The organism is Aquilutibacter rugosus (genome assembly GCF_036541335.1).
Classification (GTDB): Bacteria; Pseudomonadota; Gammaproteobacteria; order Xanthomonadales; family Xanthomonadaceae; genus Aquilutibacter; species Aquilutibacter rugosus.
Genome location: NZ_JAZHBO010000002.1, coordinates 412785 through 425899 on the forward strand (window position 1 = coordinate 412785; position 13115 = coordinate 425899).

The following is a 13115-nucleotide window of genomic DNA, read 5'->3' on the forward strand; positions in this document are numbered from 1 at the left end:
GGGGTCATCAAGGAGCGCAATGGTACCGACTTCCGCCGATTTCGACAAGGGGGAATCGGCCCAATTTCGGGTGAATGATAAACTCAGCATCCAACCTGGCTGACGTTCAAATTGCTCATGACCACTACTGCTGCGCAAGCACTCGCCCGTCCCGGCTTCGATGCCAACAACCTTCCGTACGGTGCATTTGTGCGCACAGGGCAGGCGCAATCGCGTCTTGGTGTGCGTCTGGGTGATCACGTGCTGGATCTGCAGGCACTGGCACTGGACTTGAATTCGGATCTTGCAAACTGGTTCGAAGGCGGCAATCTCGACTCCCTGTTGCAGGGTACCCCGGCTGATTGGGATGCTGTACGCGCAGCCATCGTAGAGTGGGTCTCGACGCCTGCACATGCGCAAACGGTAGAGGCGCACGCCATCGCGCTGAGCGACGTGGAGATGGTGATGCCGTTTACTCCGGCGGACTATGTCGACTTCTACGCCAGCGAACAGCACGCGCTGAATGTGGGCAAGATTTTCCGTCCGCAGAATCCTGATCTGCCGGCGGCTTGGAAACAACTGCCAATCGGCTACCACGGTCGCAGCGGCACCCTGTTTGTTTCCGGTACGCCGGTTGCGCGCCCGAACGGACTGCGTCGCGTCGACGGCAATATCGAATACGGTCCTTGCCGCTTCCTCGATATCGAGGCGGAGATGGGCTTTGTGTGCGGTAACGGACGGATGGGACCGATCAGCTTGGCCAATGCCGATCAGCACGTCTTTGGTGCCTTCATACTCAACGACTGGTCCGCACGTGACATTCAAGCCTTCGAATACGTGCCGCTGGGACCATTCCTGGGCAAATCGTTTGCCACATCGATCTCACCATGGGTCGTGCCGCTGGCCGCACTGAGCGCTGCACGCATTTCCACGCCCACGCGCGATCTTCCACTGGCTGTGTACCTTGATGACGCTCGCACCACGCCTAGCGGTCTGGACGTGCAACTCGAAGTCCTGTGGAACGATGAGATTGTCTCGCGTCCGCCATTCCGCGTGATGTATTACAGCTATGCGCAGATGGTGACGCACATGGTGGTCAACGGCGCATCGCTGCGAGCGGGTGACGTGTTCGGTTCGGGGACGATCTCCGGTGACGATGTGCGTCAGCGAGGTTCATTCCTGGAGTTGACCTGGAACGGCGCCGAGCCCATTACGCTTGCCAATGGCGGCGAACGCAAGTCACTGGTCGATGGCGACGTAATTGAAATGCGGGCGACGGCCCCGGGCCCCGACGGCAGCATCATTGATTTCGGCAGCGTCATCGGGCGCATTACCGCCTAATCACCGCTCGTCATGCAGTCCCTTGCTCCACAGTCGCGGAGCAGAGGATTGCATCACTCGGGATCGTAGTCGAGATTCGAGGCCAGTAAGCGCTCGGCCTGCGCTTGTGTGAGCCCCTTGCGGCGCGCATAGTCCTGCACTTGATCAACGGTCAGGCGACCCACCACGAAATACGTGGAATCGGGATGCGCAAAGTAAAAACCGCTCACGGCCGCTGCCGGCAACATGGCAAAGCTTTCGGTGAGTTGCATGCCAATACCCCGCGCGTCGAGCAGACGGAACAGCGTGTCTTTTTCTGAGTGTTCGGGACAGGCAGGGTAGCCTGGTGCCGGACGAATTCCGCGATATGCCTCGGCGATGAGCGAGTCATTTTCCAGAGTCTCAGAACTTGCATAACCCCAGTGCTGCGTGCGAACTTGCTGATGCAGCCACTCGGCGCAGGCTTCAGCCAGGCGGTCAGCCAGGGATTTCAGCAAAATCGAGTTGTAGTCATCGAGCGCGGCATCAAAACGTGCCAAATGCGGTTCAATCCCCAGTCCTGCAGTGCAGGCAAACGCACCAATGAAATCCTGAGAATTGCCCTGCGCATCCGGACCTTCAACGAAATCTGCCAGACAGTAGTTCGGGCGGTCGAGCGGCTTGTCGACTTGCTGGCGCAGAAAGTGCAGGGGGACATCGCCGGTATCGGTGTGGGCGATTACATCGTCACCTTGGCGAGTAGCCGGCCACAAGCCAATGGCGGCGCGCGCCTGCAACCAGTTCTCGGCCACGATGCGATCCAGCATCTCGCGCGCATCATTGTACAGTTCGGTAGCCTGTGTGCCGACGACCTCATCCTTAAGAATGGCGGGAAATTTTCCGGCCAATTCCCACGTCTGGAAGAACGGCGTCCAGTCAATGAAGGGAACCAGCGCGCTCAAGGGCACGTCCAGATGCTGCACACCCAAGGTACGGGGCGTGACGATGGCATCAATGGCAGATTTCGCAAAGCCGCGTTGCCGCGCTGTGTCTAGGTTGATCAGGCGACTCTGATCGTTCTTCAGCAGATGGCGCTCGCGAATCTTGCCGTATTCCGCATCGTTGGCGGCGACAAACGGCTCTCGCAAATCCGGTGAGAGCAGGGATTGCGCAACACCAACGGCACGCGATGCATCTTTGACCCATACCGTCGGTGCGGCATAGTGCGGATCAATCTTAATCGCCGTGTGAGCGCGGGATGTCGTGGCACCGCCAATCAGCAAGGGCATCTCAAAGCCCTGACGCTTCATTTCGCGTGCGACGTGCGACATTTCCTCGAGTGACGGCGTAATGAGCCCCGACAAACCGATCATGTCAGCGTTTTCACGCTTAGCTGCATCCAGAATCGTCTGCGCTGGCACCATGACGCCCAAGTCAACAATCTCAAAGTTGTTGCAGGCGAGCACTACACCGACAATGTTCTTGCCGATGTCATGCACATCGCCCTTAACGGTGGCTAGCACGATCTTGCCTTTGGAGCTGCTGCTGTCGCCACCGGCGGCTTTCTCGGCCTCGATATAGGGCAGCAGATGGGCAACGGCTCGCTTCATGACACGTGCGGACTTGACCACCTGCGGCAGGAACATCTTGCCGGCGCCGAACAGATCACCAACGATGTTCATGCCGTCCATCAGAGGGCCTTCAATAACGTGCAGGGGGCGCACGGCCTCGAGGCGCGCTTCTTCGGTATCCTGCTCGATAAATAAGTCAATGCCATGCACGAGGGAGTGCTCGAGCCGCGCTGCCACCGGCTGCTCGCGCCATGTCATATCTGCAGTCTTGGCTTTGCCTTTCTGCGGTTTGAACTGATCGGCGATCGCCAGGAGTCGCTCAGTGCCATCGGCACGACGATTCAGGACGACGTCCTCGACTGCTTCGCGCAAGACGGGGTCCAGATCGTCATAGATGGGCAGGGCACCGGCGTTGACGATGCCCATGTCGAGCCCCGCACGAATAGCGTGATACAGGAACACCACGTGTATCGCCTGACGCAACGGTTCATTGCCGCGGAAGGAGAACGAGACGTTCGAAATGCCGCCGGAAATATGACTTTGCGGGAAGCGTTTCTTCAGCTCACGCGCAGCCTCGATAAATGCGACGGCGTAGTCGTTGTGCTCATCAATACCGGTAGCGATGGCAAACACATTCGGGTCGAAGATGATGTCGGCGGGCTCGAAACCGACTTGCTCGGTCAGCAGATGATAGGCGCGGCTACAGATGTCGACCTTGCGCCGAAATGTATCGGCCTGACCGTCCTCATCGAACGCCATGACCACCACGGCCGCACCGTAGCGACGCACCAACCGAGCCTGGCGCAGAAACGACTCTTCGCCTTCCTTGAGCGAAATCGAATTGACGATGCATTTGCCTTGCACACATTGCAGTCCGGCCTCGATGACATCCCACTTCGAGGAGTCGATCATCACCGGAACGCGGGCAATGTCGGGCTCGGCAGCAATCAGATTGAGGAAATCAATCATGGCCTGCCGCGAATCGAGCATGCCTTCGTCCATGTTGATATCAATGATCTGGGCGCCGTTCTCCACCTGTTGCCGGGCAACGACCAGAGCCTCGTCGAAGCGGTTCTCCAGAATCAGTTTCTTGAACTGTGCCGAACCGGTCACGTTGGTGCGCTCACCGACATTGATAAAGTTCAGATCGGGCGTCAGGATCAGCGGCTCGAGTCCGCTCAGCAAGGTGTAGGTGCTCATGCGGCCACCTCCGATTTTTCAGTTCGACGAGTGCGCGGGGGTACATCGGCAACGGCCTCACGAATCGCCCGGATATGGTCAGGGGTAGTACCGCAGCACCCGCCCACGATATTCAGCAGTCCCGATTCGGCAAACTCGCGCAGAATGACGGCCATGTCATTCGGAGTCTCATCGTAGCCGCCAAAGGCATTGGGCAAGCCGGCGTTGGGATGGCAGCTGATAAACGTTTCCGGTGCGACTTGCGACAGCAGATCGACATAGGCGCGCATATCGGCCGCACCCAGAGCGCAGTTCAGTCCGATGCTAAGCGGGCGCGAGTGGCGCAGCGAATACCAGAAGGCATCTGTGGTCTGACCCGACAGCGTGCGGCCTGAAGCGTCGGTAATCGTGCCGGAGATCATGACCGGTACCCGATAGCCCCGCTCTTCGAATACATTCTCAATGGCAAACAGGGCAGCCTTGGCATTCAGGGTGTCGAATACGGTTTCAACCATTAGCGCGTCGGCGCCGCCATCAAGTAGGCCGTGGGCGGCCTCGATGTAGGCAATTCGCAGCTCATCGAACGAAGTGGCCCGATATCCGGGGCGATTGACGTCCGGGCTCAGTGAGGCCGTTCGCGAAGTGGGGCCCAGAATGCCGACTACAAAACGCGGTCGATCCGAGTCGCGCTCAAATTCATCACAGGCCTCGCGCGCCAGACGGGCGCCGGCTTCGTTTAGTTCCCGCGCCAGATGCGTCAGACCGTAATCCAGCAACGATAAGGTCGTCGAGTTGAACGTATTGGTTTCGATGAAATCGGCGCCGGCCGCAAGGTACTGGCGATGGATGTCCTTAATCAGCTCCGGCTGCGTCAGGCTCAACAGGTCGTTGTTGCCGCGCTGGTCGTGACCGCAGCCACAGGCCTGACCATGCGCATGATCAGGGCTATGTGCAAACAGGGCATCGTAGCCCTCGCGAAAGCGATCGCCACGGTAGTCAGCTTCCTGTAATTCATGGCGCTGAATCATCGTGCCCATGGCGCCGTCGAGTAAAGCGATGCGTTGTGCCAACAGTGATTCCAATGCGGCGACGCGTTGCGGATTGCGATAAGGGAGTGTCAACATGGTTTAGGCCTTGGTTGCCGTGGCGGCAATCAGTTCAAAATTGGGATGGCGTCGTTCGCGACTGATCTTCTGACAGGAATCAATGCGCAAGCCGGCGTTCTCGAGCATCTTGCGCAGCTCCTTGACCTCAAAACCCATATTCAGATGGTCAAAGGTGCGATGCGCCATGGTGTGTCCGTGTTTGGCCAGCGTTGTCACCAGCATGCGACCCCCACTACGCAACACACGTGCGGATTCGCGCACAGCGGTTGCCGGATCCCGGGAGTAATTGATGGCTTGCATCAGCACCACCAGATCAAAGCTGCGATCACGGAACGGCAGGTCATGCATATCGCCGCACTGCAGTTCCACGTTGGCGAGATTGGCCAGACGCGGAGCGGATGCCTCGAGCGCGGCCTGGGATACATCGAGGCAGACATAACGTTGACTGCGCGGTGCCAGCAGCTCGGCCAAAGCGCCATCGCCCGAAGCCACATCGAGCACATCGCCGACGGTCAACAGCTGCAGGGTGGAGCGGGCCAGTGCTTCCCAAGTGCGGCCGGGAGTGTAGTGGCGCTCGAGGTCATCGGCGACGGAATCCGTCAGGTCACCCGCCGCACGCGAACGCAGAAAGCGTTGCAGTGCATCGGCATCGGCGGCAAGCACAGGATCCTTTGCATCGGAGGACACGATGTCCCAGAGACGACGCGAGGAATCGGACAGCGAATCGGAGTCCATTCGATAAAACGACGACACGCCCGCTTTGCGGTCACGGACAAGACTTGCTTCGCGAAGTTTTGCCAAATGCGTGGAGACGCGAGGCTGCTGCAAGCCGGTGATTTCACACAACTCTGCAACGGTCAGCTCTGCCTTGGATAACAACGCGAGCAAACGCACGCGAGTTGGCTCTGCGAACAGGCGAAATTGGTCCGACCAATCCTGCAAATCCATGAATATCTCTTAATCATGATGGATTGATGCATTGTCGCTATTTTTGCAGTGTTCGTCAACGTATCGAAACAAACCAATACGGCATCAGGGTTACAATGGGCGCTTCAACAACTCAGTACATTGACTGAAGGAGATTCGTCGCGTGGACTTTAAGCTGACTGAAGAGCAACTGATGATTCAAGACGTTGCACGTCGCATTGCACAGGACAAGATTGCGCCCAGTGCAGAGCACCACGATGCCACCGGCGAGTTCCCCCTCGACAACATCCGCACCCTCGGCGAAAACGGCCTGATGGGTATTGAAGTCCCGGCCGAATACGGCGGCGCCGGCATGGATCCGATCAGCTATGTGCTGGCCATGATCGAAATTGCAGCCGCAGATGCAGCGCATTCCACCATCATGTCCGTCAACAATTCGCTGTTCTGCAACGGCATCCTTAAGTACGGCACCGAGGAGCAAAAGCAACTCTACGTGCGTGCCATTGCCGAAGGTCGTGAGATCGGTGCCTTTGCACTGACCGAACCGCAGTCAGGCAGCGATGCCACCGCGATGCGCTGCAAAGCCGTCAAGCGCGAAGATGGCACCTGGGTCATCAACGGCAAGAAGTCGTGGATCACTTCGGGTCCGGTTGCTAAATATATTGTGCTGTTCGCCTTGACCGATCCGACGGCCGGCGCGCGCGGCATTACGGCTTTCATGATTGACACGTCCAAGCCCGGTTTCCACAAGGGCAAGACGGAACCCAAGCTCGGCATCCGTGCCTCGGCCACCTGCGAAATTGAATTTGCGGACTACGTTGCCTCGGCCGATGACGTGCTCGGTAAGGAAGGCGAGGGCTTCAAAATCGCCATGACGGTGCTGGATGCCGGCCGTATCGGTATTGCCTCGCAAGCCATCGGTATCGCCCGTGCCGCTTACGAAAAGACCTTGGAATACGTGCGCGAACGTCAGGCCTTCGGTGCGCCGATCGGTACCTTCCAAATGACGCAAGCCAAGATCGCCGACATGAAGTGCAAGCTCGATGCCGCCACGCTGCTGACGCTGCGTGCTGCCTGGCAAAAGGGTCAGTTCGACCAGGGCGGTGCCAAGTTCAGCAACGAGGCTGCCATCGCCAAGTTGACCGCTTCCGAAGCGGCGATGTGGATCGCCCATCAGGCCGTGCAGATTCACGGTGGTATGGGTTACTCCAAGGAAATGCCTCTCGAGCGTTACTTCCGTGATGCCAAAATTACCGAAATCTACGAAGGCACCTCCGAGATCCAACGCCTCGTGATCGCCCGTAACGAAACAGGACTGCGCTGATAATCATGGCTTCGATCCACGTATCACTGACTCCGATCCTCAACTCCCTCAAGTCCACTCTGCCTAAGACTCGCGTCGCTCAGGCGCAGGCCTTCGCCAAGGCCTTCTACCATCGTCTCGAAGAGGACGAGGCACCGGTACATAACGCCGAAGGCTGGGCCGCACTGGCTGCCGAGTTCCTGCAGTTTGCATCCACCCGCAAAAAGGGTGTGCCGGCCGTTCGTGTGTTCAACACCGACAGCAAGGCTAATGGCTGGAATTCGCCGCATACCGTTCTGCAGATCGTCAATGACGATATGCCGTTCCTGGTGGACACCGTCAGCATGACCTTGGCCAACCTGGGTGTCGGCATTCACGTGCTGGGTCACCCGGTGGTGCGCTTCTCGCGCGATGCCAAAGGCAACCTGAAGGCAGTCGGTGAGGGTAACGAAGAGTCGGTGATGCATCTGGAGATCGATCGCCAAACCCCGTCGGAAATGCGTGAGATCGAAAAAGCCATCCAAGGTGCACTGCAGGATGTGCGTCTGGTGGTCAATGATTGGCGCGCCCTGCGCGACAAGATGCAGGAAACCGCAATGGCCGTCGGCTCGCGTCAGCCCGGCAAGACGATTTCCGCTGCCGGTCTGCAGGAAGCGCAGGATTTCCTCAACTGGGCCGCCGCGGATAATTTCATTCTCATGGGTTACCGTGAGTACTACCGTGAAATTAAGGGCAAATCCGATGTGCTCAAGCCGGTCGAAGGCACCGGCCTGGGCCTGATGCGCAAGTCGTCGGGTGAGTCGCGCAAGATGACCAGCCTGGCCGCGCACCTGATGCCGCAATCGGGCGCCGTGCAATCGCTGATTCTGACCAAGACCAACGGCCGCTCTACCGTGCATCGTCCGGGCTACCTGGATTACATCGGTGTGCTCGAGTTCGATGCCAAGGGCACGCCGGTCCGCGAGCAGCGCTTTGTCGGTCTGTACACCTCTAATGTGTACACCACGCGTCCGTGGGATATTCCGATCGTCCGTCAACGCTACGAATACGTGGTGGACAAGTCGGGCCTGGCGCCCAATAGTCACAACGGCAAGGCACTGCGCCACATTCTGGAAACGCTACCGCGCGATGAGCTGTTTCAGTTGGGCGAAAAGGAACTCCTGAATATGGGGCGCGGCATTCTCGGTCTGCAGGAGCGCGTTCGCAGCAAGCTGTTCCTGCGTCGTGATACCTATGGTCGCTTTTTCTCGGCCCTGATTTATATCCCGCGCGATCGCTTCAATACCGAAGTCCGACTCCGTATCGAGTCCCTGCTCAAAGATGCACTCAACGGCGATCACGTCGATTCGTGGGTCTATCTGAGCGAATCGCCCATGGCCCAACTGCACCTGATGGTGCGTCCGCCGTCCGGCGATGTGCGCGATGTGGACACCGCCGAACTCGAGGCCCGCATCATCGAAATCGTCCGTAACTGGAACGATGTCCTGCGCGAGTCGCTGTCGGCACGCCTCGACGAAACCGAAGCGATGGATCTCAATCACCGCTTCGGTCGTTCGCTGCCGCAGAGCTACATTGAAAGCTACGGCGGTGATGCCGCAGCCGAAGATGTCATCCAGCTGTCACGGCTGGTCGATCCCGAAGATCTGCGCCTGACGCTGGCTCCGCGTGATTCCGATGGCAGCCTGCGCCTCAAGTTCTATCGTCTGGGCGAGGATGTCGCACTGTCCGATGCCCTGCCGGTCATGGAAAACATGGGCCTGCGCGTCATTGCCGAAAACCCGCACCGTCTCGATACGCCGGGCGGCACGGCCTACATCCAGGACTTTGAAGTCGAGCTGTCCGGCAAGGATCTCGACGTGGCCGCCAATCGTGCCAACTTCGAAGAGGCCTTCGTTAAGGTCTGGAACGGCGACGCCGAGAGCGATACTTTTAACCGTCTGATTCTGGCTGCAGGTTTGAGCTGGAAGCAGGTGGCAATGCTGCGCGCTTACTGCAAGTACTTGCTGCAGACCGGTGTGCCGTTCTCTCAAAGCTACATGGAGCAGACGCTTAACCGCTATCCGCTGCTGACCCGGATGCTCGTCGAGCTTTTCGAAGCCCGTTTCGATCCGCGTACCGGTTCGGAATCCAAGGCCGAAATTAAGGCCGGTGCCGATCTGTTCAAGGCACAGGTGCAAACGCTGGCCGGTAGTGATGCATCGGTTCTGGCAGCCATTGAGCCTGTGCTCGGTGCCCGTAGCGGCAAGCGCGATGTGCAGATCAAGGCCGCCCAGGACACGCTGATCGGTCTGCTGGACCGCGTCACAGCGCTCGATGAAGACCGCATTCTGCGCGCCTTCATGGGCGTCATCGGCGCTACCTTGCGCACCAGCTATTACATGGAACGTGAAAACGGTCTGCGTGCCGATGGCGGCCCGGCCGATTACGTCAGCTTCAAGTTTTATAGTGCTGCCGTGCCGGATCTGCCCAAGCCGCGTCCGTACCGCGAAATTTTCGTCTACGGCCCACGTGTCGAAGGCGTTCACTTGCGCTTCGGTCCCGTGGCGCGTGGTGGCTTGCGCTGGTCGGATCGTCGCGAAGACTTCCGCACCGAAGTGCTGGGTCTGGTCAAGGCACAGATGGTCAAGAACACAGTCATCGTGCCGGTCGGTTCCAAGGGCGGCTTCTTCTGCAAGCAATTGCCGGATCCGGCCGTAGACCGTGATGCGTGGTTCAACGAAGGCGTCGCTTGCTACAAGCGTTTTATCAATGGCCTGTTGGATATCACCGATAACCTGGTCGACAACAAGATCGTGCCGCCGAAGCAAGTCGTTCGTCACGATGGCGATGATCCGTACCTGGTGGTCGCGGCCGACAAGGGCACGGCCACGTTCTCGGATACGGCCAACGGCATTGCCCAGGCGCATGGCTTCTGGTTGGATGATGCCTTTGCATCGGGCGGCTCAGTTGGTTATGACCATAAGGGTATGGGCATCACCGCTCGCGGTGCATGGGAGTCCGTCAAGCGGCACTTCCGCTCGATCGGCGTTGACAGTCAGACCACTGACTTCACGGCGGTCGGCGTCGGCGACATGTCGGGTGACGTGTTCGGCAATGGCATGCTGCTGAGCAAACACATCCGCCTGGTGGCCGCATTCGATCACCGCCACATCTTTGTCGATCCGAACCCGAACTCGGCTACCTCGTTCAAGGAACGTCAGCGCCTGTTTGATCTGCCGCGCTCGAGCTGGGCCGATTACGACACCAAGCTCATTAGCAAGGGTGGCGGGGTGTTCCCGCGTTCGGCCAAGTCCGTGGCCATCTCGCCGGAAATGCGCGGTGCACTCGGCCTGGCCGATGATGTCACTGCCATGAGCCCGAACGAGCTGATGACCGCCATCCTCAAGGCACCGGTGGATCTGCTGTGGAACGGCGGTATCGGTACTTATGTCAAGGCAACGTTCGAATCCAATGAGGACGTCGGGGACCGCGCCAATAACGCGATCCGCGTCAACGGTAAGGACTTGCGCTGCAAGATCGTCGGCGAGGGCGGCAACCTGGGTCTAACCCAGAACGGCCGTATCGAGGCTGCGCAGCACGGCGCCTTGCTCAATACCGACTTCATTGATAACTCGGCCGGCGTGGATACCTCGGACCACGAAGTCAACATCAAGATCCTGCTCAATGCTGCGGTCAAGGCCAAGTCGCTGACCCTGCCTGCACGCAACAAGCTGTTGGCTGCCATGACCGATGAAGTTGCCCAACTGGTACTGGTGGATAACTACCGCCAGAACCAGGCGATCAGTCTGATGGCGCACATGAGCACCTTCCGTCTGGGTGCCAAGAAGCACTTTATTCAAACGCTGGAGTCGCAAGGCTTGCTGGATCGTCAGATCGAGTTTTTGCCGTCGGACGCCGAGCTCGAGGAGCGCGGCCAACGCGGTGCGGGCCTGACCCGTCCGGAACTGTCGGTGCTGCTGTCCTATAGCAAGCTGGTGTTGTTCGAGCAACTGCTGCAATCGGATATTCCCGAAGACAGCTACTTTGCCGGCGAACTGATCAGCTACTTCCCGGAACCGCTGCGTCGCAAGTACGCCAAGGAGATGCAAGGCCATCGCCTGAAACGCGAAATCATTGCGACGATGGTGACCAACTCCACCATCAACCGCATGGGTGCCACGTTTATCCTGCGCATGCAGGAAGACACGGGCCGCACGCCGGCTGAGATTACCCGCGCATTCACCGTTGCCCGCGAAGTCATTGGTGCCCGCGCCTTGTGGCGTCAGATCGATGCGCTCGACGGCAAAGTGCCCGAATCCACGCAAATTGATGCGCTCTACAGCATCTGGAATGCACTGCGTACGCTGAGCCGTTGGTTGCTGCAACGTCCGGGCGCTGTTCCGGGCGTGGCAGAGGGCATTGCTCTGTACGGCGAAGACCTGGCCATCCTGCACAGGAATCTGGCCAAGGTCGTCAATCCGCAGCGCAAGAAGGAAATCGCCGATAGCGCAGCGCAGTGGCAGCAGCGTAAGGTCCCCGAGGCACTGGCCTCCGAACTCGCCGTTTTGCCGTTGATCGTCTTTGCATTCGACATCGCCGACATCGCCAAGACTGTGCGCCAGGACATCGTGCAAGTGGCCGAAGGCTACTTCGCCTTGGGTGCCGGTCTACAGATCCCCTGGCTGTACACACAGATCGATCAGATCAAGGTCGAGGGCCGTTGGCAGGCTCTGGCCTCGGGGGCTTTGCGTGACGAGCTGGGTACCCAGCAGCGCACTCTGGCACTGCAGATCTTCGGCAAGGGTGGTCGCAAGACGCCGGCTGCCAAGGTCGCCGAATGGCTTGCACGTGATGATGCGAGCTGGCGGTTCACGCAAAGCATGCTGACCGAGTTGAGTGCACAGAAATCGCTCGACTATCCGACCTTGTCGGTGGCAGCACGTCGCCTGGCCCTGTTGGCTAGCCAAGGCTAAGGGCTATACACTGGGGGCATGATTCCAGCTCATGCCAAACTTGCCTTTGTAGCCAGTCCGACGCCGGAAGCGCAGAGCGCGCTTTCGGCGTTGGTCGCTGCACACGGCCAACATGAAGTCGCTGATGCCGATCTGATCGTTGCCTTAGGCGGCGATGGCTTTATGCTGCAGACCTTGCATCGCTTTGGCGAGTTGGGCAAGCCGTTTTACGGCATGAAGCTGGGCACCGTCGGTTTTCTGATGAATCATCAGGAGTTAGATGGTCTGCTCGATCGTCTGGCACAGGCCGAGCCCGCCCGTCTGCGCCCACTCGAAATGATCGCCACCAGCGAGTCGGGCAGTTCCGTGCGGACCTTGGCCTTTAATGAGGTCAGCCTGCTGCGGCAGACGCGTCAGGCCGCCCACATTGCCATCGTGCTCAATGGTAAGGAACGGCTTGAGGAACTGATCTGCGACGGCGTCATGGTCTCGGCACCTGCCGGCTCCACGGCGTACAACTTCAGTGCCGGCGGTCCCATTCTGCCGCTCGATAGTCAGACTCTGGCGCTCACACCGATTGCTCCGTTCCGTCCGCGTCGCTGGCGCGGTGCGGTGTTGCGTGCCGATACGGAAATCCGTTTTCGCGTGTTAGATGGCCTAAAACGCCCGGTCAGCGCAACCGCCGACTCGCACGAGGTGCGTAACGTGACCGAAGTGAGCATTCGTGAGGCCGGCGATGCCTATGGCGTCACGCTGCTGTTTGATCGCGGTCACAATCTCGAGGAACGCATCCTCGCCGAACAGTTCACTTCAGGTTGAC

General features: G+C 59.0%; 7 protein-coding genes. 4 read left to right on the forward strand and 3 right to left on the reverse strand.

The window, feature by feature from the left end; all coding sequences use genetic code 11:
• Window positions 1-117: 117 nt before the first annotated feature.
• Window positions 118-1320, forward strand: coding sequence for a fumarylacetoacetate hydrolase family protein (locus tag V3390_RS07200; RefSeq protein ID WP_331703947.1), 1203 nt, complete (start codon window positions 118-120; stop codon window positions 1318-1320).
• Window positions 1321-1373: 53 nt separating this feature from the next.
• Here the strand turns inward: V3390_RS07200 and metH are convergent, their stop codons facing one another.
• The 3 genes from metH to V3390_RS07215 are packed head-to-tail and all read right to left on the reverse strand — an operon-like array spanning window position 1374 to window position 6082.
• A complete protein-coding gene (gene metH, locus V3390_RS07205) occupies window positions 1374-4049 on the reverse strand; it encodes a methionine synthase (protein WP_331703948.1) in 2676 nt (891 codons plus the stop codon).
• Window positions 4046-5152, reverse strand: coding sequence for a homocysteine S-methyltransferase family protein (locus V3390_RS07210; protein ID WP_331703949.1), 1107 nt, complete (start codon window positions 5150-5152; stop codon window positions 4046-4048). The genes metH and V3390_RS07210 overlap by 4 nt, the downstream gene beginning before the upstream one ends.
• A 3-nt stretch (window positions 5153-5155) precedes the next feature.
• Window positions 5156-6082 carry an ArsR/SmtB family transcription factor gene (locus V3390_RS07215; protein ID WP_331688642.1) on the reverse strand — a complete coding sequence of 309 codons (927 nt, stop codon included), beginning with the start codon at window positions 6080-6082 and terminating at the stop codon, window positions 5156-5158.
• A 142-nt stretch (window positions 6083-6224) separates the two neighbouring features.
• Here V3390_RS07215 and V3390_RS07220 point away from each other — a divergent pair, with 142 nt between their 5' ends.
• From V3390_RS07220 to V3390_RS07230, 3 genes are read left to right on the forward strand one after another with little or no spacing between them, the layout of a single operon-like run.
• The gene (locus tag V3390_RS07220; RefSeq protein ID WP_331703950.1) at window positions 6225-7385 is read left to right on the forward strand and encodes an acyl-CoA dehydrogenase family protein; all 1161 of its coding nucleotides are present in this window, start codon (window positions 6225-6227) and stop codon (window positions 7383-7385) included.
• 5 nt (window positions 7386-7390) lie between these two features.
• The gene (locus V3390_RS07225; protein WP_331688644.1) at window positions 7391-12316 is read left to right on the forward strand and encodes an NAD-glutamate dehydrogenase; all 4926 of its coding nucleotides are present in this window, start codon (window positions 7391-7393) and stop codon (window positions 12314-12316) included.
• 21 nt (window positions 12317-12337) lie between these two features.
• Window positions 12338-13114 carry an NAD kinase gene (locus V3390_RS07230; RefSeq protein WP_331688961.1) on the forward strand — a complete coding sequence of 259 codons (777 nt, stop codon included), beginning with the start codon at window positions 12338-12340 and terminating at the stop codon, window positions 13112-13114.
• Window position 13115 lies beyond the last annotated feature (1 nt).